The organism is Pseudonocardia sp. DR1-2 (assembly GCF_023717215.1).
GTDB lineage: Bacteria > Actinomycetota > Actinomycetes > Mycobacteriales > Pseudonocardiaceae > Pseudonocardia > Pseudonocardia alni.
Genome location: NZ_JAMQOF010000001.1, coordinates 355261 through 378375 on the forward strand (window position 1 = coordinate 355261; position 23115 = coordinate 378375).

Below are 23115 nucleotides of genomic sequence, written 5' to 3' on the forward strand. Positions count from 1 at the left end.
CCCGAACGGGGGAGGTCAACACCGGACATGGCTCCGACCAACAGCGTCGTCTCCGCGGTCCGCGTGCTGGAGGCGGTGGGGGAGCGGCAGCCCGTCGGGCTGTCCGACCTCGCCCGTGCCGTCGCGCTGCCGAAGTCCACCGTGCAGCGGATCCTGCGCACCCTGGGCGAGGTCGGCTGGTGCGTCGCCGACGACACCGCGCGCTGGCGGCTCACCTACCGGGCGTTCGCCGTCGGCAACCAGGCCCGCGACGCCGGGGGCCTGCGCGCGGTGGCGGTCCCGGTGCTGCACGAGCTGCAGCTCGCGACGGGGGAGACCGTGCACCTGGCCGCCCCGGACGGCCGCGAGCTGGTCCTGCTCGAACGGCTCGACACCGCGCACCGGCTGCGCGCGTTCCTGCCGCTGGGCCACCGCATCCCGCTGCACGCCTCGGCCACCGGCCAGGCCTACCTCGCCGCCTGCACCCCGGCGGAGGTCGACGCCTACCTCGCCGGCCCGCTGGAACCCTCCACCCGGCACACCGTCGTCGACCCCGACCTGCTGCGGGCCCGGATCGCCGAGGTGCGCGAGCGCGGGTGGTCGGTCAACCCCGAGGGGCTCTCCGACGGCATCGCCGCGGTCGGCGCCCCCGTCCTCGGACCCGACGGCCGTCCGGTCGGGGCCCTGTCGGTGTCCGGCCCCACGGTGCGCATGTCCGAGGAGGTCTTCGACGACCACGGCCGCGCCGCCGCCGACGCGGCCCGGCGCATCTCCCGCGACCTGGGGGCCCGCCCGTAGGAACGACCCCGCAGGAACGACCCCGCAGAACGACGGAGCCCGCCCCCTCGGTGAGGGGACGGGCTCCGTGTGGTGGTGGGTGCTGCGCGCGTCAGCTCTTCAGCATGCCCCGCAGGACGTACTGCAGGATGCCGCCGTTGCGGTAGTAGTCCGCCTCACCGGGGGTGTCGATCCGGACCTTCGCGTCGAACTCGACGGTCTCGCCGGACTCCTTCGTCGCGGTCACGTGCACCGACTTCGGGGTCCTCCCGTCGTTCAGCTCGGTGATGCCGGCGATGTCGAAGGTCTCGGTGCCGTCGAGCCCGAGGCTCTTCGCCGACTCGCCGTCCGGGAACTGCAGCGGGACGACGCCCATGCCGATCAGGTTCGAACGGTGGATCCGCTCGAAGGACTCGACGATGACGGCGCGCACGCCCAGCAGCGCGGTGCCCTTGGCCGCCCAGTCACGCGAGGAGCCGGAGCCGTACTCCTTGCCGCCCAGCACGACCAACGGGGTGCCCTGCGCGGCGTAGTTCTGCGCGGCGTCGTAGATGAACGACTGCGGCGCCCCGTTCTGGGTGAAGTCGCGGGTGTAGCCACCCGAGACGTCGTCGAGGAGCTGGTTGCGCAGCCGGATGTTCGCGAACGTGCCGCGGATCATCACCTCGTGGTTGCCGCGCCGCGAACCGAAGGAGTTGTAGTCCTTCTTCTCGATGCCGTGGGAGTCCAGGTACTCCGCGGCCGGGGTGCCCGGCTTGATCGCACCGGCCGGCGAGATGTGGTCGGTGGTGACCGAGTCGCCGAGCAGCGCGAGCACACGGGCGCCGGAGATGTCGGTGACCGGGTCCGGCTCGCCCTTCATGCCCTCGAAGTACGGGGGCTTGCGGACGTAGGTGGACTTCTGGTCCCACTCGAAGGTCCGGCCCTCCGGGGTGGGCAGCGCGCGCCAGCGGTCGTCGCCACGGAACACGTCGGAGTAGCTCTTGGTGAACATCTCCGAGGTGATCGAGGAGTCCACGACCGCGTTGATGTCCTCGGTCGAGGGCCAGATGTCGCGCAGGTAGACGTCGGCGCCGTCCGAGTCCCGGCCCAGGGGCTGGTTCTCGAAGTCGAAGTCCATCGTCCCGGCCAGCGCGTAGGCGATGACCAGCGGCGGGGACGCCAGGTAGTTCATCTTGACGTCGGGGTTGATCCGGCCCTCGAAGTTCCGGTTGCCCGAGAGCACCGAGACGACGGTGAGGTCGTTGTCGTTGACCGCCGCCGAGATCTCCTCCGGCAGCGGGCCGGAGTTGCCGATGCAGGTGGTGCAGCCGTAGCCGACCAGGTTGTAGCCGAGCTTGTCGAGGTAGGGCCAGAGACCGGCCTTCTCGTAGTAGTCGGTGACGACCTGGCTGCCCGGGGCCATCGAGGTCTTGACCCACGGCTTGGTGGTCAGGCCCTTCTCGACCGCGTTCTTCGCCAGCAGTGCCGCGCCGAGCATGACGCTGGGGTTCGAGGTGTTGGTGCAGGAGGTGATCGAGGCAATCACCACGGCGCCGTGGTCGAGCACGAACTCGCCGCGCGAGTCGGACTTCACGGTGACCGGCTTGGACGGGCGGCCCTCGCAGCCGTCCGCGGCCGACATGATGACCGGTGCGGCGTCGTCGTCGGCGAAGGAGAGCGCCGGGGCGTCGCTGGCCGGGAAGGACTCGTTCGACGACTCGTCGACGCCGGCGAGCGGGCTTGGGGCCACGCCGTCGTCGGTGTAGTCGTGCACGGTCTTGCGGAACGCCGGCTTGGCGTCGGTCAGCTCGATGCGGTCCTGCGGGCGCTTCGGGCCGGCGATCGACGGGACGACCGTCGACAGGTCCAGCTCCATCGTCTGGGAGTAGACCGGCTCGTGGTCCGGGTCGTGCCAGAGGCCCTGCTCCTTGGCGTAGGCCTCGACCAGCGCGATCTGCTCGGCGGAGCGGCCGGTCAGCTTCAGGTAGCGAACGGTCTCGTCGTCGATCGGGAAGATCGCCGCGGTCGAGCCGAACTCCGGGCTCATGTTGCCGATGGTGGCGCGGTTGGCCAGCGGCACCGCGCCGACGCCGGCGCCGTAGAACTCGACGAACTTGCCGACGACGCCCTGGCGACGCAGCATCTCGGTGATCGTGAGCACCACGTCGGTGGCGGTCACACCGGTCGGGATCTCCCCGGTCAGCTTGAAGCCGAGCACCTGGGGGATGAGCATCGAGACCGGCTGGCCGAGCATCGCGGCCTCGGCCTCGATGCCGCCGACGCCCCAGCCCAGCACGCCCAGGCCGTTGACCATGGTGGTGTGGGAGTCGGTGCCGACCAGGGTGTCGGGGTAGGCCTGCCCGTTGCGCGGCATGACCACGCGCGCCAGGTTCTCGATGTTGACCTGGTGCACGATGCCGGTGCCGGGCGGGACGACCTTGAACTCGTCGAAGGCGCCCTGGCCCCAGCGCAGGAACTGGTAGCGCTCCTTGTTGCGGCCGTACTCGAACTCGATGTTGCGCTCGAACGCGTCGGCGGTGCCGAAGAAGTCGATCATCACCGAGTGGTCGATGACCAGCTCGGCGGGCGCGAGCGGGTTGACCTTGGACGGGTCGCCGCCCATCTCGGTCACGGCCTCGCGCATGGTCGCCAGGTCGACGACGCAGGGCACGCCGGTGAAGTCCTGCATGATCACCCGGGCGGGGGTGAACTGGATCTCGGTGTCCGGGTCGGCCTGCGGGTCCCAGTTCGCCAGGGCGGTGATGTGGTCCGCCGTGACGTTCGCACCGTCCTCGGTGCGGAGCAGGTTCTCGAGCAGGACCTTCAGGCTGAACGGCAGGCGCGCGGAGCCCTCCACCGCGGAGAGCCGGAAGATCTCGTAACCGGTGCCCCCGACGTCGAGCTGTCCTCGGGCGCCGAAGCTGTCGGTGCTGGCCACTTGGTGGTCCTCCCGTGGTGGTGGGCGGTCGCTTTGTCCGGTGCGGTGAACGCGCCCCGCCTCGCGGGCCGGGGGTGCTCACCTGCGTCGTGCCGGAGTCTCGCGCACCGCCGTGCCGGCAGCAGCGCGGACCCTCGTGACGCAAATAGTACGCCTGTCCTATAAGCCTGGCGAGGCGGGTGTGGCCGGGGTCGCGGTGCCGTCACAGGTGTGGTGTCCCTCGTGCGGTGGACGGGTCCGGTGTGTCGCACGGGGTTCGGGGGACACGAGTGGCACTGTTCCCAGTCGATTCCCCGTCGATCCCGCCCGCCCCCCGGAAGGAACCTCCCCGTGACGCGCCAGCCGTCGGCGACCCTCGTCGTGGTGGCCGTGCTCGTCGCGGTCGCGCTGGCCTCGCCCGGGGTGGGCGCGGCCGCGACCGTCGTCGTGCCCGCCGCCGCGGTGCTCCCGGCCCAGCCGCCGCCCCCGCCGCCGCCGAACCCCGGCGACGACGAGCTGGAGCGCAGCCGCCAGTCGGTGCAGGACCGGGCCGCCGAGGTCGGCCGGCTCACCGCCCGCCTCGCCGAGCTCGACGCGCAGGCCGAGCAGCTGCAGATGGAGGTCGCGGGGCGCAACGAGGAGGCGCTCGCCGCCCGGGACACCGCCGACGCCGCCGGTCGTGAGGCCGAGACCGCCGCGGCCCGGGCCGCCGACGCCCGCGCCGCGACCGAGGCCGCGGGCCGCGCCGTCGACGACGCCCGGACCCGGATCGACGCCTTCGTCGGCGACGTCTACACCCACGGTCTCGACCTGGGCCCGCTCGGGCTGCTCTCGCGGGCGACCGACCCGCAGGACCTGATGGACCGGGCCCGGCTCACCGACGCGCTCAGCGAGGACCAGGCCGCGGTCCTGGAGCAGCTCCAGCAGGCCCGCATCGCCCAGGCCAACGCCGACTCCCTCGCCCGCGCGGCGCAGGAGGAGGCCGACCGGCGCCGCGCCGACGCCGAGCAGGCCTCGGCGGCGGCCGACTCCGCCGTCGACGAGGCCGTCGCGGCCGCCGACGCCCAGCAGACCCGGCTCGACGCGGTGCACACCGAACGCACCGACGTGCAGTCGCGGCTCGACGCCGCCGAGAACGCCGACGCCGGGCTGCGCGCCCAGCGTCAGCGCTACGAGGCGTGGCGGGCCGAGCAGGCCCGGCTCCAGGCCGAGGCCGACCGGCGGGCACGGGAGGAGGCGGCGTCGCGGGTCGCGCAGGAGTCCGCGCCGTCGGACGGCCCCGCGCCGCGGCGCACCGGGTCGGCGGCGATCGAGACCGTGATCGACCGGGCGATGGCCCAGCTCGGCACCATCTACGCCTGGGGCGGCGGCAACTCGCGCGGACCGACCCGCGGGATCCGCGACGGCGGCGTCGCCGACGCCCACGGCGACTTCCGCAAGGTCGGCTTCGACTGCTCCGGTCTGATGCAGTTCGCCTTCGCCGGGGTCGGCATCAGCCTGCCCCGCTACAGCGGCAACCAGGCCAACGCCGGCCGGCTGGTGCCGATCTCGGACATGCGGCGCGGGGACATGCTGTCCTGGGCCGAGGGCGGTCGCACCCACCACATCGCCATCTACCTCGGCGACGGGAAGATGCTCGAGGCCCCGTACTCGGGCGCGAGTGTCCGGGTGACCCCGGTCCGCTACGACGGCCTGAACAAGGTCACCCGGCTGCTCTGACGGCCGCGGCCTCGCCGGTCAGCTCGTCGAGCACCAGCCGCACCGCGGGCCGGGTCACCGCACCGCGGGTCACGGCCCGCACCAGGCGGGCGGCCCGCACCCCGGCGAGCGGGCGCAGTGCGAGCCGGGCGCCGTCGCGGTGGTCGGTGGAGTAGCGGGGCAGCAGCGCGACGCCGTGCCCGTGCGCGACGAGCTCCTCGGTGACCGAGAAGTCGTTGATCCGCTGCACCACCCGCGGCACGGTGCCGGTGACCAGTGCGAGCGAGTTGAGCACGTCGTCGACCGGCCACCCGACGGCGACCGAGATCCAGTCGGCGTCGACGAGGTCGGACAGGTGCACCTCGGCGCGGTGGGCGAGCGGGTGGTCCGGGGGCAGGGCGACGTCGAGGGGCTCGCGCAGGAGCGGGTGCACGGTGAGCCGGCCCGTGCGCAACGGGTCGAGCCGTTCGTCGTGGTGGGTGACGACGACGTCGGCGTCGGCCGCGGCGGCCGGGACCTCCTCCGGGCGCAGGTCGAGGTCACGGCAGGACAGCGCCAGCCCGGGGTGGGCCGACGCCCGGCGCAGCAGCCCGGGCAGCAGCAGCCGGGCCGCCGACGGGAAGAACACGACCCGGACCGTGCCCAGCGGCTGCTCGCGCAGGCCCGCGGTGGTCTCCTCCAGCCGGCCCAGCGCGTCGAGCACCTCCTGCGCCCCGTCGACGACGGCCCGCCCGGCCGCGGTGAGCCGCAGCCCGCGCCCGTCCGGTGCGGTCAGCTCCAGGCCCGCCTCCCGGGACAGTGCCTTGAGCTGCTGGGACACCGCGGACGGGGTGAAGTTCAGCGCCGCGGCGACAGCGGTGACCGAGCCGCGGTCGGCGAGCTCGCGCAGGATCCGGAGCCGCCGCACGTCCATGCAGGAAAGCTACAACATCGTTTCAGTTGTTGTCGCTGGTCTGCATGGTCTCGGGACGGCAGCGTGGACGCCGTGACCGTTCGTGACCGCCTGCTCGCCGTCGTCGTCGCCGTGTTGTGGGGCGCCAACTTCATCGCCATCCACGTCGGGCTCGAGCACTTCCAGCCGCTGTTCCTGGCCGGGCTGCGGATGCTCGTGCTGGCGGTCCCGACGGTGCTCCTCGTGCCGCGGCCGCGGGTTCCGCTGCGCTGGCTCGTCGGCTACGGGCTCGGGTTCGGCACGGTGCAGTTCCTCTTCCTGTTCCTGGGGATGTACGCCGGGATGCCGACCGGGCTCGCGTCGCTGGTCCTGCAGGCGTCGGGACCGTTCACGCTCGTGCTGGGCGCGCTGCTGCTGCGCGAGAGGGTGACGCCGCGGCAGTGGGCCGGGATCGGCGTCGCCGTGCTCGGGCTGGGGTGCATCGCCCTCGCCCGCGCCCAGTCCGCGGCGCTGCTGCCGGTCGTGCTGACCCTGCTCGGCGCGCTCGGCTGGGCGGCCGGGAACCTGTGCAGCCGCCTGGCCCAGCGCGACGGCGAGGCGGTCGACCCGCTGCACCTGACGCTGTGGATGACCGTCGTGCCGCCGGTGCCGCTGCTGGCCGCCTCGGCCGTGGTGGAGGGTCCGGGCGCCTGGGGCGACGTCGTCGCGATGGTGACCCCGGACGGCGTCGCCGGGCTGGTCGCGCTCGTGTACCTGTCGCTGGTCGCGACGGTGCTCGCCGCGGGGATCTGGACCGGGCTGATGCGCCGCTACCCGGCGGGGCTCGTCGCGCCGCACTCGCTGCTCGTGCCGGTGGTCGGGATGAGCCTGGCGATGGTGCTGCTCGGGGAGCGGCCGTCGGTGACCGAGCTGGTGGCGGGGGCGGTGGTGGTCGGCGGGGTGCTGGTGGCGTCCGCGCCGGCCCGGCGTCGGGTAGAGGTGAGGGTATGAGGCTGCGGTACACGACGCTCGTGGTCGACGACTACGACGCCGCGATCACCTTCTTCGTCGACGTGCTCGGCTTCGAGCTGGTCGAGGACTCGCCCGCGACGACCTCGACGACCGGGGCGGCGAAGCGCTGGGTCGTGGTGCGTCCGCCCGGCGCCGACACCGGCCTGCTCCTGGCCCGCGCCGACGGCGACCGGCAGCGGGCCGCCGTCGGTGACCAGTTCGCCGGGCGGGTGGGGCACTTCCTGGAGGTCGACGACGCCGCCGCGGAGTACGAGCGGCTCGTGGCGCTCGGGGTGGAGTTCGAGGGACCGCCGCGGGTGGAGGCCTACGGCACGGTCGCGGTGTTCCGCGACGTCGCCGGGAACCGGTGGGACCTGCTGTCCGGGCCGTGAGTCAGGCGCGCCGGCGGCGTCGGCGGTTGCGGCGACGGCGGCTCGGGACGAGGAACGCCGCCGCGGTCCCGACCAGGGCGACGACCCCGAGCGCGACGAGGGCGGTCACGAACGCGCCCGTCGGCACCGTGGTCGCCGGGGGCTCGGGCGAGGTCGCGGGCGCGGCCGCGACCTCGTGGGTGGCGGTGCAGATGGTGTCCTCGTACGGGCTCGCCGGGTTCAGCGGGTGGAACTCGTAGCGGGTCCCGGTGGCGTACGACCGGTCGACCGAGGTCGCGGTGTTCGGTCGGGGGGTGGGGGAGCCGACGACCTGGACGTCGCGGCCGTCGTCGGTACGGACCTGCGCGACGCGGCCGTCGGCGGAGGTCGAGGCGACGGTGCCGGTGAACGCGTGGGCGGAGCGGGGTGGGTCGGCGATGCACGAGGCCCTGGCCGCCGGGCTCGTCGTCCCGCTCGCCGCGGTCGCCGCACCCGTCGCGCCCGTCGGGGCGAGGAGCGCCAGGGCGGCGAGCAGCGGGACGGCGAGACGGAGCACGGGGTCATCCTCGCGCGTGCGGGGGTCGCGCGCCTCCGCCGTCCAGCCGAGATGTGGTCCCGAGCCCCCCGCCCGACCCCTCCGGCGGGATCGACGACGTCGCCCGGGAGGCGCTGCGGTACCTGGTCGCCGGAGCCCCGACCGATCGGCTCACCGACCTGCAGGTGCTCGACGTCCTGGAGGGCGCCGAGCACTGGGTGCGGCGCTCGACCGCCCTGCGGATGCGGTCGGTCGCGCAGATCGCGGAGCGCCACCCGGCCGGGAGCGGCGCCGCGCCGCCGGGCGCGGACCCGCGTGCGGTGCAGCCCGTCTCGCGCTGGCTGCCGGACCAGGTGGCGATCGTGCTGCGGGTCCCGCGCGACCACGCGCGGTCGCTGATCGGGCAGGCGCAGCGGTTCGCCCAGGTGCTGCCGGAGACCCTGGCCGCGTGGGAGTCGGGGGCGATCGACCAGGGCGCCGCCGAGGCGATCTCGTCGTCGACACTCGTCCTCGACGACGAGCGCGCCCGCCGGGTGCAGGCCGCGGTCCTCCCGGGGGCTCCGGAGGCGCACCGCCGGTTGCTGCGGGAAAGGCTGCGCCGCCACATCGCCCGCGTCGACCCGGACGGCGCCCGCGAGCGCCACGAGCGGGCCCGGTCGGAGCGGCGGATGTCGCTCTCCCCGGGTGACGACGGCATGGGCTCGCTCTGGCGGGGCGGCACCGCCGCGCAGGTGGAGGCATCGTGGCAGTGCGTCGACCGGCTCGCGCGCTCCCTGGACGACCCGTGCGACGACCGCACCCTGGACCAGAAGCGCGTCGACCTCGCCCACCAGCTGCTGCAGGGCACGCTGACGCTCACCGACGTCGGCACGGTCCGGGACGCGCTCGGCGCGGACGGGGTGGGCACCGACGAGGACGGCCGGCTCGCAGCGGTCGCGCGGGTGCTCGCCGCGAAGCCGGACCCGGAGGAGGCGGTGGGGCGCCGCCCGCTGATCCAGGTCGTCGTCCCGCTCAGCACGCTGATGGGTGGTGCGGCACCGGCCGAGCTGGTCGGGCACGGCCCGATCCCCGCCGACCTCGCCCGCGCCCTTGCCGCCGGCGGTGTGTGGCAGCGGCTGGTGACCGACCCGCTGTCGGGCACGGTGCTCGACGTCGGACGCACCCGCTACCGCCCGCCGGTCGCGATGGCCGACCACGTCCGGGCGCGGGACTGCACCTGTCGCGGCCCCGCGTGCAGCCGACGGGTCCGCGACCTCGACCACCACCGCCCCTGGGCGGCCGGGGACGGGCCGACCAGCGCGGAGAACCTGTTCGGGCTGTGCCGGGCCGACCACGCGTTGAAGGACGCGCCGGGCCGGCAGGTGCTCGCCGGGACCGACGGCAGCCTGACCCGGGTGGCACCGTGCGGCCGCCGGGCGACGACGCGGCCGTTCGACCACCGGGTCGTCACCGACCCGCTGCCGGACGCGGCCGACCACGACACCGCCGTCGTCGCGCCCTTCTGATCACCGTGCCGAACGGGCAGGGTGGTCCGGCGGAGCCTCGCTCGGGCCGTGTCCGCTGCTCAGGCGGCCGGGGCGGCGAGCTGCCAGGACACGCCGAAGCGGTCCTCGACCCAGGCGAAGGGGCCGAAGCCGTAGTCGTCGAGCGGCATGAACTCCCGCCCACCGGTCGCGAGGGCCGCCAGCAGCCGCTCCTGCTCGTCGCCGGACTCGCAGTCCACCCACAGCGAGACGGCGGGGGAGAAGTCCCACTGGTGCACCGGCGGGCTGTCGCTGCACCGCAGGCGCTGCCCGGCGACGACGAACTCGGCGAGGACCACCGCCGTCGGGTCGTCGGGGCGGTGGGTGACCGAGACGATCTCGCCGTCGTCGAACAGGGAGGTCCAGAACTCCATCGCCTCGCTCGCGCTCGGGCCACGCGGCGGCTGGAAGGTCAGGAACGGCAGGGCGCGGGCGGGCATCGGTCCTCCGGTGGGACGGGGCGGGTGGGGCGTGTCCGAAACCGGACGACACGGACACCTGCCGGTGGGTAGGCTCGACACCATGGCACGAGGCATCTGGTCGCAGAAGGTCCGCACCGCCCGCTGACGGCGGCGCCCTTCACCCCTTCCGAACCGCGTCCGCCGTCCCGGTCCCCGCCGGGCGGCGCATCCCGTGCTGCCCGGCTCCGATCTCGGATGCCGCGGAGCCCTCTCGTGCACACCACCCCCGAACCGTCCTCACCCCTGCCCGCCCTCGACGCCGGCGCGGCCGCCCACGTGCGTGCCGAGGACGTCGTCGTCACCCGCGGGTCGCACCGCGTCCTCACCGGCGTGACGCTGACCGTCTCCGCCCGCTCGCGGCTCGCCGTCGTCGGGGAGAACGGGCGCGGCAAGTCCACGCTCCTGCACGTCCTCGCGGGCCTGCTCGCGCCGGACGCCGGGGTCGTGCACCGCGCCGGCACCGTCGCCCTGGCCCGCCAGGAGGTGCCCGCCCGCGACGGCGAGACCGTCGGCACCCTGACCGCGGAGTCGCTCGCCGCCCCGCGGACGGCGCTGCGCGAGCTGGACGCGGCGACCGCGGCGCTCACCGACGGCGCGCCCGGCGCCGACGACCGGTTCGCCGCCGCCCTGGACACCGCGACCCGGCTCGACGCCTGGGACGCCGAACGCCGCGTCGACGTCGCCCTCGGTGCGCTCGGCGCCTGCGCCGACCGCACCCGGCCACTGGAGACGCTGTCGGTGGGACAGCGCCACCGCGTGCGGCTGGCGTGCCTGCTCGGTGCCCGCCACGACGTCCTGCTCCTCGACGAGCCCACCAACCACCTCGACGCCGCCGGGCTCGACTTCCTGACCCGCACCCTGCGCGCCCACCCGGGCGGGCTCGCCGTGGTCAGCCACGACCGGGCCCTGCTGCGCGACGTCGCCGACGAGTTCTGCGACCTCGACCCGACCCGCGACGGCGCGCCCCGGCTCACCGCGGGCGGCTACGACGGCTGGCGGACCGCGCGGGACCGGGCCCGCGCCGCCTGGGAGGCCGAGCACGCCGAACAGCAGGCCGAGCACCGCCGCCTCGCCGACGCCGTCGCCACCGCGCGGGACCGGCTCTCGACCGGCTGGCGTCCGGACAAGGGGACCGGCAAGCACGCCCGCCAGTCCCGGGCCCCGGGGGTGGTGCAGGCGCTGCACCGGCGCCGGGGCGAGCTCGACGCGCACCGGATCGACGTCCCGGTACCGCCGTCGTCGCTGCGCCGTCCCGACCTCGACGTGCGCCCCGGCGCGCCCCAGCTGCGCGCGCACGGGGTCGGTGTGCGGGGCCGGCTCGCCCGTCCGGTCGACCTGGTCCTCGACGCGGGCGACCGGCTGCTCGTGACCGGCCCGAACGGGGCCGGGAAGTCGACGCTGCTCGCCGTGCTGGCCGGGGCGCTCGCTCCGGACGCCGGGTCGGTGCGCACCGCGGGCGGCGCCCGGGTCGTCCGGCTGGGGCAGGAGACCGCGGTGCTCGACCCGCGGCGGCCCGCGCGTGCCGTGCTGGAGCACGTCGGTGGTGGCGCCCACGGCCTGCTCGACGCGGCGGCGTTGCGGACCCCGGTGGGTCGGCTGTCGGAGGGCCAGCGGCGCCGGCTCGACCTGGCCCGCGCCCTGGCGGAGCGCCCGACGACGCTGCTGCTCGACGAGCCGACCAACCACCTGTCCGCGCGGCTCGTGGACGAGCTCACCGCGATGGTCCGGGACACCTCGGCGGCCGTCGTCGTCGCCACCCACGACTGGCAGCTGCTGCGCGACCTGGCCGACTGGCCCCGGCTGGAGCTCGACCCGGCCGGGTGATCAGGGCCGGAGCCCGGCCTCGACGGCGTCGAGGGTGCGGCGCAGCCCGGAGTCGAACAGCGGCTCACCGCCGCCGGGCCCGCGCACGACGGCGCCGCCGAGCAGCCGGGACAGCACCGGCAGGCGCTCCGCCCGGCCGGAGCGGCGGACGTCGTCGAGGGTGGGCAGGCGGTCCCCGGCCAGGGCCGCCGCGCCCCGGACGTAGCCGTGCAGCAGGTGCAGCACCTCGACGGCCGCGTGCAGCGGGTGCCCCGCGCCGACGACGTGCGCCAGCAGGGCCTCCGACCACGCGCACTCGGCGGGGCCGGTGGCGCGGGGACCGGCGAGCAGCCCGACGGTCCACGGGTGCTCGTCGAGCACGTCGCGCAGGGCGGCCGCCCAGATCTCGCAGCCCAGCCGCAGCCCGCAGCCCGACAGGTCCGGCGGCTCGCCCAGTGCGAGGTCCAGGACGAGGTCGACCAGCGCGTCCTTGCCGGGCACGTGCCGGTACAGCGACATCGGCGCGGACCCCAGCTCGCGGGCCAGCCGCGGCATCGACACCGCGGCCAGCCCGTCGGCGTCGGCGAGGTGCAGCGCCGTGGCGACGATCGACCCGCGGTCCAGCGTCCGGCGCACCGGGGCCGGGGGAGCGGCCCATCGGGGGTCGTCGGCGGCGGTCACGCGTCGATCATGTCACGCACGCCGTAGGGAGGCCTACGCACGCTGCGTAAGCCCTACGCGTGCCGCGCCGGGAGGAGTGCCGGTGTCCGGTTCGTAGGGTGTCCCGATGGAGTTGTGGGAGGTCGGGGTCATCGCGCTGGCCGGGCTCTGGGCGGGGTTGATCAACACCGTCGTCGGGTCGGGGACGCTGGTGACCTTCCCGGTGCTCGTGGCGCTGGGCTTCCCCCCGGTGACGGCGACGACGTCGAACGCCATCGGGCTGATCACCGGCTCGATCACCGGCGCCGTCGGCTACCGCAAGGAGTGGGCCGGGCACGGTCGCCGCCTGGCGAAGTACGGCGTCGCGTCGTTCCTGGGGGCCGTGGTCGGTGCGGCGCTTCTGCTGTCGCTGCCGCCGGACGCGTTCGAGACGATCGTGCCGGTCCTGGTCGGCATCTCGGTGCTGCTGGTCGCCGTGCAGCCCCTGCTGGCCCGCCGGCTGCGCGACCGCCCGCGTCCGGACCGGACCGGCTCGCCGGTGCTCTACGTGCTGGTGTTCCTGGTGGGCGTCTACGGCGGCTACTTCACCGCCGCCCAGGGGATCATGCTGGTCGGGGTGATGGGGTTGCTCGTCGCGGACCCGCTCCAGCGGCTCAACGCCTTCAAGAACACCCTCGCCTCGGTCGTGAACATCGTCGCCGGGGCGATCTACGCCGTCGTCGCGCCGGTCGACTGGACGGTCGTCGGCATCATCGCGGTCAGTTCGATCGTCGGCGGGCTGCTCGGTGCGAAGGTCGGCCGCAGGCTGCCGCCCGCGGTGCTGCGGACCGTGATCGTCGTGATCGGGGTCGTGGCGATCGTGTTCCTGCTGGTGGAGTGAGCGCCCGGAACTGTCGGGGGTGTCTGCTCTCCTGGGGTCGTGGACGACGACCGCGCCGCCGAGCTGGCCGTGGCCCTCGCCGCGCTGGCCGGTCGCGAGATCGGTCCGGCCGAGGCGCGGGCCGTCGTCGCGCACGCCCACGACCTGACCCCGGCCCGGGCGAACACGGTCTGGACCCGGCACCGGGCCGCGCCGCGGACCGTGTCGCTGCGCGACTACCTGGCGATGACGATCCGGTTCACCGCGCAGGACCCCGCCGTCGGCGGGTCCGGCGGCATGGAGCCGCACGCCTCACCGGATCCACACGGCCGACACGGTGGGATGGGACCGTGAGCACGACTGCCTCGACCGGTCCGGACCCGATCACCCCCGCCCGCGACGCCGAGCGGCTCGAGCGTGCGGTGCTCGAGGTGAAGCGGGTGATCGTCGGCCAGGACCGCCTCGTCGAGCGCATGCTGGTGGGGCTCCTCGCGAAGGGGCACCTGCTGCTGGAGGGCGTCCCCGGCGTCGCGAAGACCCTCGCCGTGGAGACGTTCGCGACGGTCGTGGGCGGCAGCTTCTCCCGGCTGCAGTTCACCCCCGACCTGGTGCCCGCCGACATCCTCGGCACCCGCATCTACCGGCAGGGCCGCGAGGAGTTCGACGTCGAGCTCGGTCCGGTCGTCGCGAACTTCGTGCTCGCCGACGAGATCAACCGTGCGCCGGCCAAGGTGCAGTCGGCGATGCTCGAGGTGATGGCCGAGCGCAAGCTCTCCCTCGCCGGCCGCGACCACCCGATGCCCGACCCGTTCCTCGTGCTCGCCACCCAGAACCCGATCGAGAACGAGGGCGTCTACCCCCTGCCCGAGGCGCAGCGCGACCGCTTCCTGTTCAAGCTGATCATCGAGTACCCGGGCGTCGAGGAGGAACGGGAGATCATCTACCGGATGGGGTCCACCCCGCCGGTGCCCTCCCAGGTCCTCACCCCCGAGGAGCTGGTCCGGCTGCAGCGCACCGCGGCGGACGTGTTCGTGCACCACGCCCTGGTCGACTACGTCGTGCGGCTGGTCGTCGCGACCCGGCTGCCGTCCGAGCACGGCCTGTCCGACGTCGCGTCCTGGATCGCCTACGGCGCCTCGCCGCGTGCGTCGCTCGGCATCGTGTCCGCCGCCCGCGCGCTGGCCCTGGTCCGCGGCCGGGACTACGTCCTCCCGCAGGACGTGCTGGAGGTCGCCCCGGACGTGCTGCGCCACCGCCTGGTGCTGTCCTACGACGCGATCGCCGACCAGGTGCCGGTCGACCACATCGTCACCCGGGTCCTGCAGACCGTGCCGTTGCCGCAGGTCAGCGCCCGGCCCGGGGGAGGGCCCGAGGGCGCGTCGACGGCGTGGCCGCCCGCACCGGGTGCCGGCCAGGGCCCGGCGTGACGGCGGGGTCCGCCGACCTCGTCCGGCTCGAGGCCTCCCTGCGGACCCTGGAGCTCACCGTCCGGCGCCGGCTGGACGGGCTGCTCCAGGGCAACCACATCGGCCTGCTGCCCGGGCCCGGCACCGAGCCCGGTGACGCGCGGCCCTACCAGCCCGGTGACGACGTCCGCCGGATGGACTGGTCGGTCACCGCCCGCACCACCGCGCCGCACGTGCGCGAGACCGTCGCCGACCGCGAGCTGGAGACCTGGGCGGTGGTCGACCTGTCGCGCAGCATCGACTACGGCACCGCCCGCACCGACAAGCGGCACCTGGCGCTGGCCGGGCTCACCGCGGTCGCCCAGCTGACGACCGGCGGCGGGAACCGGCTCGGCGCCGTCGTCGCGAACGGGGAGTCGACGCTGCGGCTGCCCGCCCGCGGCGGCCTGGCGCACGCCCGCGGCCTGGTCCGCCGGGTCGCGACGATGCCGCCGGCACCCGAGGGCACCCGGGGCGACCTGTCCGGTGCGCTCGACGAGCTGCGCCGCCCGCCGCGCCGGCGCGGGCTGGTCGTCGTGGTGTCGGACTTCCTCGGCGAGCCCACCTGGGAGCGGTCCCTGCGGGCGCTCTCGGCCCGCCACGAGCTGCTCGCGATCGAGGTCGTCGACCCGCGGGAGCTGGAGCTGCCCGACGTCGGGACCGTCGTGCTCGCCGACCCCGAGACCGGGCGCCAGCGCGAGGTCGACACCACGCCGCTGCTGCGCCGCGAGTTCGCGGCCGCCGCCTCCGAGCACCGCGACCGGGTGGCCACCGCGCTGCGCCGCTGCGGGGCCGGGCACCTGACCCTGCGCACCGACACCGACTGGGTGGCCGACATCGTGCGGTTCGCCGTCGCCCGCAAGCACGCCGCTGCTCCGCGGAGGCTCGCGTGACGTTCACCGCCCCCTGGTGGCTGCTCGGGTTGCTCGTCGTCGCCGCGCTCGCGGCGGCCTACGGGTGGCTGCTGCGGCGGCGCCGTCGCGACGTCGTGCGGTTCACCAACCTGGAGCTGCTGGAGTCGGTCGCCCCGAAGCGGCCGGGCCGGTGGCGGCACCTCCCGGCGATCGCGCTGATCGCGGCGCTGGCGGTGCTCACCGTGGCGCTCGCCGGGCCGCAGGCCATGGCGAAGGTGCCGCGCAACCGGGCCACGGTGATGCTGGTGATCGACGTGTCGCTGTCGATGAAGGCCACCGACGTCGCCCCGACCCGGCTCGCCGCCGCGCAGGCCGCGGCCAAGCAGTTCGCCGACCAGCTGACCCCCGGCGTCAACCTGGGGCTGGTGTCCTTCGCCGGGACGGCGGCGGTGCTCGTCTCGCCCACGACCGACCGCAGCGCGGTCAAGAACGGCGTCGACAACCTGCAGCTCGCCGAGTCCACAGCGACCGGTGAGGCGATCTTCACGGCGATGCAGTCGATCGACACCTTCTCCCGCTCGCTGCAGGGCGGCCCGGACGCGGCGGGCGTGCCGCCACCGGCGCGGATCGTGCTGCTCTCCGACGGCACCCAGACCGTCCCGGGACCGGACGGGGAGAACGAGCCGCGCGGCTCGTTCACCGCGGCCGCCGAGGCGAAGAACCGGGGCGTCCCGGTGTCCACGATCTCCTTCGGCACCAGCTACGGCACGATCGAGCTCGACGGCGGGCGCACCCCCGTCGCCGTCGACGACGCCTCCATGGAGCGCATCGCGCAGCTCTCGGGCGGCCGGTTCTTCACCGCCGCCACCGAGTCCGAGCTGCGCGCGGTCTACTCCGACCTGTCCGAGGAGCTCGGCTACGAGGAACGCGAGGTCGACGCGAGCAGGCCCTGGATGATCGGCGGGTTCGTGCTCCTGATCGGCGGGCTCGGCGCGGGCATCCTGCTGGGCAGGCGACTGCCGTGAGGGTGATCTCCGCTCGCGGGTACCGGCCGGTAGTGCGTTAGGTTCACCCCCCGTGGGACGTAGCGTGCTCGTGACCGGAGGAAACCGCGGCATCGGCCTGGCGATCGCACAGGCGTTCGCGGCGGAGGGCGACCAGGTGGCGGTGACCTACCGCTCCGGGAAGGACGACATCCCCGACGGGCTGTTGCCGGTGCACTGCGACGTCACCGACGCCGAGTCCGTCGACGCCGCGTTCACCGAGGTCGAGGCCGCGCACGGCCCGGTCGAGGTGCTGGTGTCCAACGCCGGCATCACCGACGACGGCCTGCTCATGCGGATGGCCGAGGAGTCCTTCACCAAGGTCGTCGACGCCAACCTCACCGCGGCCTACCGGGTCGCGAAGCGGGCCTCGCGCGGGATGCTGAAGGCCAAGAAGGGCCGGATGATCTTCGTATCGTCGGTCGTGGGCCTCTCCGGCTCGGCCGGGCAGGTCAACTACGCCGCCTCGAAGTCCGGGCTCGTCGGCCTGGCCCGCTCGGTCGCCCGCGAGCTGGGCAGCCGCGGCATCACCGCGAACGTGGTCGCTCCCGGGTTCGTCGACACCGACATGACCCGTGCGCTGCCCGAGAAGCGGCGCGAGGAGATCCTGGGGACCATCCCGCTCTCCCGCTACGCCGACACCGGCGAGATCGCCTCGGTCGTCGCCTTCCTCGCCTCGCCCGGCGCCGGTTACGTCACCGGAGCGGTCGTCCCGGTCGACGGCGGCCTGGGCATGGGGCACTGAGCGAGGTCCGCGGAGCGGACATCGGCACCGTGCCCACCGGCCCGGGCATGCAGAACTCTCGAAAGGACGTCATGGGACTGCTCGACGGCAAGCGGCTGCTGATCACCGGTGTGATCACCGACGCCTCGCTGGCCTTCCACTCCGCCAAGATCGCCCAGGAGCAGGGCGCCGACGTCGTGCTCACCGGTTTCGGCCGGATGCGGCTGGTCGAGCGGATCGCGATGCGGCTGCCGAAGCCCGCACCGGTCGTCGAGCTGGACGTGTCGGACCAGGAGCAGCTGGACTCGCTCGTCGAGCGGATCACCCCGCACCTGGGCGACGAGCCGCGCCTCGACGGCGTGCTGCACTCCATCGGGTTCGCCCCGCCCGGCGCGCTCGGCGAGGGCGCGTTCCTCAACGCGCAGTGGGAGGACGTCGCCACCACGATCCAGGTGTCGGCGTACTCGTTGAAGTCCCTGGCGATGGCGTGCAAGCCGCTGCTCGGCCCGGGCAGCTCGATCGTCGGCATGGACTTCGACAACCGGCAGGCGTGGCCCGCCTACGACTGGATGGGCGTCGCGAAGTCCGCGCTGGAGTCGGTCACCCGATACCTGGCCCGCGACCTGGGCCGCGACGGCATCCGGGTCAACCTGGTCGCCGCCGGCCCGGTGAAGACGATGGCCGCCAAGTCGATCCCGGGCTTCTCCGCGTTCGAGGACGTGTGGGACAAGCGCGCCCCGCTCGGCTGGGACATGAACGACCCGGTGCCGGTCGCCAAGACCGTGTGCGCCGCGCTGTCGGACTGGATGCCGACCACCACCGGTTCGATGATCATGGCCGACGGCGGGGTGCACGCCGTCGGCGTGTGAGCCGCTACCGGCCCGCGCGCGTCGGCGCGGGCCGGGGTCGATAATCGGGGTCGTGCCCGAACAGTTCGACGCGATTCTGCTGCTCAGCTTCGGCGGCCCCGAGGCCCCCGACGAGGTTCGCCCGTTCCTGGAGAACGTGACCCGGGGGCGCGGGGTCCCGCCGGAGCGCCTCGATGCCGTCGAGGAGCACTACCAGCACTTCGGCGGGGTCTCGCCGATCAACGCCCGCAACCGCGAGCTGGTCGCGGCGATCGCCGCGCGCACCGAGCTGCCGGTGTACTTCGGCAACCGCAACTGGGGGCCCTTCGCCGAGGACACCGTGCGCGAGATGGCCGAGGACGGCGTCGCGCGGGCGTTGGTGTTCGCGACCAGCGCCTACGGCGGCTACTCCGCCTGCCGCCAGTACCACGAGGACATCTCCCGGGCCCGGGACGCGGTCGGCGACGCGGCCCCCGAGCTGGTCAAGCTGCGCCACTTCTACGACCACCCGGACTTCGTGCGCGCCAACGCCGACGCCGTGCGGACCGCGTGGGCACAGCTGCCCGAGGACCGTCGCGAGGCGGCACGGCTGGTGTTCACCGCGCACTCCATCCCGACCTCGGCCGACGCGGCCGCCGGGACCCCGGCCGACGGCGGGCACCGCTACTCCCGCCAGGTCGCCGAGGCCGCGGCGCTGGTCGCCGCCGAGGTGGGCGTCGACGAGTTCGACGTCGTCTGGCAGTCCCGCTCCGGTCCGCCCCAGGTGCCGTGGCTGGAGCCCGACATCGTCAACCACATCGACGACCTGCACGCCAAGGGTGTGCCCGCGGTCGTCGTCGCGCCGGTCGGGTTCGTGTCCGACCACGTCGAGGTCGTGTGGGACCTCGACAACGAGGCGGCCGAGCGTGCCGCCGAGCACGGCATGGGCTTCGCCCGCGCCGCCACCGCCGGACCCGACCCACGCTTCGCCGACATGGTGGTCGAGCTCGTGCGGGAGCACTCCGACGGCGTACCCGCCCGGCGGCTGGGCACCGGCCCGTCCGCCGGGTGCACCCGCAACGGAGCGCCCTGCGCGGTCGACTGCTGCGTGCCGCAGCGGCGGCCCGCCCGGCCGAGCTGATCAGCGCCGCCGCACCCGGGCCAGATGGGCGGGGACCTCGACCCTGGTCCCGGCCGGCTCGCCGTAGGACCCGGCCAGGCCGGCGGTCACGATCCCCCGGTAGGACGCCGGTCCGACGGTCTCCACCGTCCAGTCCGGTCCGGTGAACGCGGCCCGGATGTCGGCCGCGTCGATCACCGGGCCGAACTCGGCGACGGCGCCGGTCCGGGCCAGGGCGAGCACGTGCACCACGCCGCCGGGACGCACGACCCCGGCCAGCGCGCGGGCGTAGCGGGCCTGGTCACCGGGGTCGAACAGGTGGAACAGGGCACTGTCCACCACCGTGTCGAACGGGCCGAGGCCGTCCGGGGCGAGCGCGTCGGCGACGACGAACCGGGCGTCCACGCCCGCGGCCGCGGCCCGCTCCCGGGCCCGCCGGACCGCGGTCGGGGCCGCGTCGGCGCCGAGCACGTCGTACCCGAGCCCGGCGAGCAGGATCGTGTGCTCGCCGGTGCCGCAACCCGGGTCGAGGACGGTGCCGGTGACCGCTCCCGAGCCGACGAGTGCGACGACCGCCGGCTGCGGCTCGTCGATCACCCAGGGCGGGTCGCCGTCGCGGTAGGCCTGGTCGAACAGGGAGACGGGCGGGGTCAGCTCCATCGGATGCTCCTCTCGGGGGACGTCCCGGGAGCATCCGACCTCCACCTCGGTCGAGGTCAAGGTCCCGGCCGAGATCGACGATCCGGTAACCGTTTGTCCGTATTCTTGTGGTTCGTGTCCACATGGGGTGAAGTTCCGCCCCATGACCTCCGTACCGACCACGGCACCGCCGCAACCCGGCGTGCTCGAGGGCATCGAGCTGTCCATCAACTCGGTGTTCGACCCGATCTCGACCGGGCTGTCGAACATCGTCTTCTACGAGGTGACCGTCCTCGGAGCGGACTTCCCGCTGATCGTGGGCTGGCTGATCCTGGCCGGGGTGCTGTTCACCCTCTACTTCGGGTTCGTCCAGTTCCGCAGCATCGGGCTCGCCCTGCGGATCGTCCGTGGCCGCTACACCCGGCGCGACGAGCCGGGGGAGATCACCCACTTCCAGGCCCTGGCCTCCGCGTTGTCGGGCACCGTCGGTCTGGGCAACATCGCCGGCGTCGGTGTGGCGGTCACGATCGGTGGTCCCGGCGCGACGTTCTGGATGATCGTCGCCGGGCTGCTCAGCATGGCCACCAAGTTCGTCGAGTGCACCCTCGGCGTGAAGTACCGCGAAGTGCACCCCGACGGCACCGTGTCCGGCGGTCCGATGCACTACCTGCGGATCGGTGTCGCCGAGCGCATCCCCAACGCGTTCGGCCGCGGCCTGGGCAAGGTCCTGGCCGCCGGTGCGGCGGTGATGATCCTCTTCTTCGGCGTCGCCGGCGGGAACATGTTCCAGGCCAACCAGACCTTCGCCCAGCTCCGCAACGTCACCGGGGGCGAGACCGGTCTGCTCGGCAGCGGCGGCGCCGCGTTCGTCTTCGGTCTGCTTCTGGCCGCGCTCGTCGGGGCGGTCGTGTTCGGGGGCATCAAGTCCGTCGGTGCGGTCACGGGTCGTCTCGTCCCGGCGATGGCGATCGTCTACGTGACCGCCTGCCTCGTCGTGATCGCCGTGAACATCGCGCAGGTCCCGACGGCGTTCGGGCTCATCCTCTCGGGAGCGTTCTCCGCCGAGGGCGTGGTGGGCGGTGCGCTCGGCGCCATGATCGTCGGTTTCCAGCGGGCGGCCTTCTCGAACGAGGCGGGCCTGGGCTCCTCGCCGATCGCGCACTCGGCGGTGCGGACGAGGAACCCGGCCACCGAGGGGTACGTGGCCCTGATCGAGCCGTTCGTCGACACCGTGGTCATCTGCACGATGACCGCGCTGACCATCGTGATCGCCGGTACGCCCTTCTGGCAGCAGGCCCAGGCGACCGCCTTCGCCAGCGGCGGCTCCGACGTGGCAGACGGCGTGCTCATCACCTCCGACGCGTTCGCCACGGTGCTGCCGTGGTTCCCCTACGTGCTCGCGGTCGCGGTGTTCCTGTTCGCCGTCTCCACGATCATCACGTGGGGCTACTACGGGCAGAAGGCCTGGACCTACCTGTTCGGCAAGAACGTGGTGTCCGAGCGCGTCTACCAGACGGTCTTCTGCTTCTTCGTGGTCGTCGGCTCGGTGCTGACCCTGGGCAGCGTGCTCGACTTCGCCGACGCGGTGCTCTTCCTGCTCGCCTTCTTCAACATCCTGGGCCTCTACGTGCTGGCCCCGGTGGTCAAGAAGGAGGTCCGGGCGTTCCGCGCGAAGCTCGCCTCCGGCGAGGTCACCGAGGTGGAACCGTCCGAGCGGGCGATGCTCTGACCCGTCGCGTGGGCCCGGTCAGATCCGGGCCCACGCCCGGGCGAGCAGCTCGTAGGACCGCAGGCGGTCGTCGAGGGTGGGGGCGACGGTCTCGACGACGAGCTCGTCGGCCTCCGCGGCCTCGACGATCGCGGCGAGCCGGCTCGCCACCGCGTCCGCCCGGCCGACGACGCGGGTCCGCAGGCGGTCGTCCAGCGCGACCTGCTCGTCCGGGTCCAGCGGGGGGAGGCCGGCCCGCTCGTCGGCGGTGGGGTAGTGGTGCGCGCCGGCGTCGAGGGCGAGCCCGCGCAGCCAGACGTCGTAGCCGGAGCCCAGTGCGGCGGCCTCGTCCTCGGTGTCCGCGGCCAGCGCCGACACCGCGATCGCGACGTGCGGGCGGTCCCGGTAGGGGCCCGGTACGAACCGCTCGCGGTACAGGTCGATCGCCTCGAGCACGGTGGTCGGCCGGGAGAAGTAGGCGACGCCCATCGGCAGCCCGTTGCGCGCGGCGTACTCGGCGCTCTCGCCCGCGCCCGCTGCATGCACCCATACCTGCGGGGTCACGGCGTCGAGCAGGTCGACCGGCGTGCCCTGCAGTCCCGGCTCCTTGCCTGCGAGCAGGCGCAGGAGCTGGTCGCAGCGCCCGCTGAAGGTGCCCAGGCCGCGTTCGAGCAGCCGGGCCTCGACGTGCGGGCGGTCGTGGTCGAACCCGACGGTGCGTGGCGTGCGGGCGGCGACCGACCGGCCCAGCCCGAGGTCGGTGCGGCCACCGGACAGGGCGGACAGCAGCGTCGCGTCCTCGGCCAGGCGCAGCGGCGGGTGGTAGGCGACCAGGGTGGCGGCGACGCCCAGCCGGATGCGCTCGGTCCGGGCCGCGAGGTGCGAGAGCAGCACCATCGGGCTGGTCGACCCGAGCACCGGGTTGAGGTGGTGCTCGCCGACCCAGTAGCGCAGCATGCCGAGCGACTCGGCCTGGCGTGCGAGCACGATCGCGTCGGAGACGACGTCGGTGGCGGTTCCGCCGGGCCGGACCGGGTTCAGGTCCAGGCACGACAGCGGGATCGTGGACAGGGTGCACTCCTGCGACAGGCGGGGTGCACGGAGTCGGCACCGGGGCTCGTCCGAATCTAGAGCCGCCGCGGGCAGGGGGTCAACGCGCCGGGAGCCGGAGCGCCGGGACTCACGTTGTCAAGGAATCATTGACGCCTACGCGCGGTCAACCGAGCGGCGACACCCGCCGGCCGCGGAGCCGGGGGAGGGGAGGCCGGCTCGCGCTGTCGGCCGGAACGACCGTGGCCGGGCCGGTCG

The 23115-nt window shown here is 74.3% G+C and carries 22 protein-coding genes; 15 read left to right on the forward strand and 7 right to left on the reverse strand.

Annotation, left to right across the window (positions count from 1 at the left end; all coding sequences use genetic code 11):
* Positions 1–27 precede the first annotated feature (27 nt).
* The gene (locus ND486_RS01650; RefSeq protein ID WP_251782428.1) at positions 28–777 is read left to right on the forward strand and encodes an IclR family transcriptional regulator; all 750 of its coding nucleotides are present in this window, start codon (positions 28–30) and stop codon (positions 775–777) included.
* A gap of 91 nt (positions 778–868) precedes the next feature.
* On the opposite strand, the gene ND486_RS01655 is transcribed toward ND486_RS01650, so the two are convergent.
* Positions 869–3676, reverse strand: a complete 2808-nt coding sequence (locus tag ND486_RS01655; RefSeq protein WP_251782429.1) for an aconitate hydratase — start codon at positions 3674–3676, stop codon at positions 869–871.
* 330 nt (positions 3677–4006) lie between these two features.
* Here ND486_RS01655 and ND486_RS29495 point away from each other — a divergent pair, with 330 nt between their 5' ends.
* Positions 4007–5374 (forward strand): C40 family peptidase, encoded by a 1368-nt coding sequence (locus tag ND486_RS29495; protein WP_251782430.1) that lies wholly within the window; start codon positions 4007–4009, stop codon positions 5372–5374.
* Here ND486_RS29495 and ND486_RS01665 read toward each other — a convergent pair.
* Positions 5358–6266 carry a LysR family transcriptional regulator gene (locus ND486_RS01665; RefSeq protein WP_224402348.1) on the reverse strand — a complete coding sequence of 303 codons (909 nt, stop codon included), beginning with the start codon at positions 6264–6266 and terminating at the stop codon, positions 5358–5360. The genes ND486_RS29495 and ND486_RS01665 overlap by 17 nt on opposite strands.
* 72 nt (positions 6267–6338) lie before the next feature.
* Between ND486_RS01665 and ND486_RS01670 the strand changes: the two genes are divergently transcribed.
* Both ND486_RS01670 and ND486_RS01675 read left to right on the forward strand, forming a co-directional pair.
* Positions 6339–7235, forward strand: a complete 897-nt coding sequence (locus tag ND486_RS01670) for an EamA family transporter (protein WP_251782431.1) — start codon at positions 6339–6341, stop codon at positions 7233–7235.
* Positions 7232–7627, forward strand: coding sequence for a VOC family protein (locus ND486_RS01675; RefSeq protein WP_251782432.1), 396 nt, complete (start codon positions 7232–7234; stop codon positions 7625–7627). The genes ND486_RS01670 and ND486_RS01675 overlap by 4 nt, the downstream gene beginning before the upstream one ends.
* Position 7628: 1 nt before the next feature.
* On the opposite strand, the gene ND486_RS01680 is transcribed toward ND486_RS01675, so the two are convergent.
* Positions 7629–8162, reverse strand: coding sequence for a hypothetical protein (locus tag ND486_RS01680; protein WP_251782433.1), 534 nt, complete (start codon positions 8160–8162; stop codon positions 7629–7631).
* A 53-nt stretch (positions 8163–8215) separates the two neighbouring features.
* Here ND486_RS01680 and ND486_RS01685 point away from each other — a divergent pair, with 53 nt between their 5' ends.
* On the forward strand, positions 8216–9646 hold the full coding sequence (locus tag ND486_RS01685) for an HNH endonuclease signature motif containing protein (RefSeq protein WP_251782434.1): 1431 nt from the start codon (positions 8216–8218) through the stop codon (positions 9644–9646).
* A gap of 59 nt (positions 9647–9705) precedes the next feature.
* Here ND486_RS01685 and ND486_RS01690 read toward each other — a convergent pair whose 3' ends face one another.
* Complete coding sequence (locus tag ND486_RS01690; protein ID WP_208827007.1) at positions 9706–10104, reverse strand: VOC family protein; 399 nt, start codon at positions 10102–10104, stop codon at positions 9706–9708.
* A 234-nt stretch (positions 10105–10338) separates the two neighbouring features.
* Between ND486_RS01690 and ND486_RS01695 the strand changes: the two genes are divergently transcribed.
* Positions 10339–11949, forward strand: coding sequence for an ATP-binding cassette domain-containing protein (locus ND486_RS01695; RefSeq protein ID WP_251782435.1), 1611 nt, complete (start codon positions 10339–10341; stop codon positions 11947–11949).
* On the opposite strand, the gene ND486_RS01700 is transcribed toward ND486_RS01695, so the two are convergent.
* The gene (locus tag ND486_RS01700; RefSeq protein WP_251782436.1) at positions 11950–12609 is read right to left on the reverse strand and encodes a TetR/AcrR family transcriptional regulator; all 660 of its coding nucleotides are present in this window, start codon (positions 12607–12609) and stop codon (positions 11950–11952) included. It abuts the gene before it with no gap.
* Between the two features lie 106 nt (positions 12610–12715).
* Here ND486_RS01700 and ND486_RS01705 point away from each other — a divergent pair, with 106 nt between their 5' ends.
* The 8 genes from ND486_RS01705 to ND486_RS01740 all read left to right on the forward strand — a co-directional run bounded on the left by ND486_RS01705 (position 12716) and on the right by ND486_RS01740 (position 19481).
* Positions 12716–13468, forward strand: a complete 753-nt coding sequence (locus ND486_RS01705) for a sulfite exporter TauE/SafE family protein (protein ID WP_251782437.1) — start codon at positions 12716–12718, stop codon at positions 13466–13468.
* A 39-nt stretch (positions 13469–13507) separates the two neighbouring features.
* Positions 13508–13801: a hypothetical protein gene (locus tag ND486_RS01710; RefSeq protein WP_251782438.1), complete on the forward strand. Its 294-nt coding sequence runs from the start codon at positions 13508–13510 to the stop codon at positions 13799–13801.
* Positions 13798–14874 carry a MoxR family ATPase gene (locus ND486_RS01715; protein WP_251782439.1) on the forward strand — a complete coding sequence of 359 codons (1077 nt, stop codon included), beginning with the start codon at positions 13798–13800 and terminating at the stop codon, positions 14872–14874. Before ND486_RS01710 ends, ND486_RS01715 begins: the two co-directional genes overlap by 4 nt.
* On the forward strand, positions 14871–15785 hold the full coding sequence (locus ND486_RS01720) for a DUF58 domain-containing protein (protein ID WP_226357256.1): 915 nt from the start codon (positions 14871–14873) through the stop codon (positions 15783–15785). Before ND486_RS01715 ends, ND486_RS01720 begins: the two co-directional genes overlap by 4 nt.
* Entirely contained in the window at positions 15782–16771 is a 990-nt protein-coding gene (locus tag ND486_RS01725; RefSeq protein WP_251782440.1) for a VWA domain-containing protein, read from the forward strand. The genes ND486_RS01720 and ND486_RS01725 overlap by 4 nt, the downstream gene beginning before the upstream one ends.
* 52 nt (positions 16772–16823) lie before the next feature.
* Entirely contained in the window at positions 16824–17534 is a 711-nt protein-coding gene (gene fabG / locus ND486_RS01730; protein WP_208820828.1) for a 3-oxoacyl-ACP reductase FabG, read from the forward strand.
* Between the two features lie 71 nt (positions 17535–17605).
* Positions 17606–18382: an enoyl-ACP reductase FabI gene (fabI, locus tag ND486_RS01735; RefSeq protein WP_251782982.1), complete on the forward strand. Its 777-nt coding sequence runs from the start codon at positions 17606–17608 to the stop codon at positions 18380–18382.
* A 52-nt stretch (positions 18383–18434) separates the two neighbouring features.
* Positions 18435–19481 (forward strand): ferrochelatase, encoded by a 1047-nt coding sequence (locus ND486_RS01740; protein ID WP_251782441.1) that lies wholly within the window; start codon positions 18435–18437, stop codon positions 19479–19481.
* Here the strand turns inward: ND486_RS01740 and ND486_RS01745 are convergent, their stop codons facing one another.
* Positions 19482–20120, reverse strand: coding sequence for a class I SAM-dependent methyltransferase (locus ND486_RS01745; RefSeq protein WP_251782442.1), 639 nt, complete (start codon positions 20118–20120; stop codon positions 19482–19484).
* 142 nt (positions 20121–20262) lie between these two features.
* Between ND486_RS01745 and ND486_RS01750 the strand changes: the two genes are divergently transcribed.
* Positions 20263–21828 carry a sodium:alanine symporter family protein gene (locus ND486_RS01750; RefSeq protein WP_251782443.1) on the forward strand — a complete coding sequence of 522 codons (1566 nt, stop codon included), beginning with the start codon at positions 20263–20265 and terminating at the stop codon, positions 21826–21828.
* Positions 21829–21846: 18 nt separating this feature from the next.
* Here ND486_RS01750 and ND486_RS01755 read toward each other — a convergent pair whose 3' ends face one another.
* Positions 21847–22953 carry an MsnO8 family LLM class oxidoreductase gene (locus ND486_RS01755; protein WP_308215804.1) on the reverse strand — a complete coding sequence of 369 codons (1107 nt, stop codon included), beginning with the start codon at positions 22951–22953 and terminating at the stop codon, positions 21847–21849.
* Between the last annotated feature and the right edge of the window lie 162 nt (positions 22954–23115).

Coding starts and splice junctions, on each gene's coding strand:
- ND486_RS01650 (WP_251782428.1), top strand. CDS start 28: ATGGCTCCGACCAACAGCGTCGTCTCCGCGGTCCGCGTGCTGGAGGCG.
- ND486_RS01665 (WP_224402348.1), bottom strand. CDS start 6,266: ATGGACGTGCGGCGGCTCCGGATCCTGCGCGAGCTCGCCGACCGCGGC.
- ND486_RS01675 (WP_251782432.1), top strand. CDS start 7,232: ATGAGGCTGCGGTACACGACGCTCGTGGTCGACGACTACGACGCCGCG.
- ND486_RS01690 (WP_208827007.1), bottom strand. CDS start 10,104: ATGCCCGCCCGCGCCCTGCCGTTCCTGACCTTCCAGCCGCCGCGTGGC.
- ND486_RS01705 (WP_251782437.1), top strand. CDS start 12,716: ATGGAGTTGTGGGAGGTCGGGGTCATCGCGCTGGCCGGGCTCTGGGCG.
- fabI (WP_251782982.1), top strand. CDS start 17,606: ATGGGACTGCTCGACGGCAAGCGGCTGCTGATCACCGGTGTGATCACC.
- ND486_RS01745 (WP_251782442.1), bottom strand. CDS start 20,120: ATGGAGCTGACCCCGCCCGTCTCCCTGTTCGACCAGGCCTACCGCGAC.
- ND486_RS01750 (WP_251782443.1), top strand. CDS start 20,263: ATGACCTCCGTACCGACCACGGCACCGCCGCAACCCGGCGTGCTCGAG.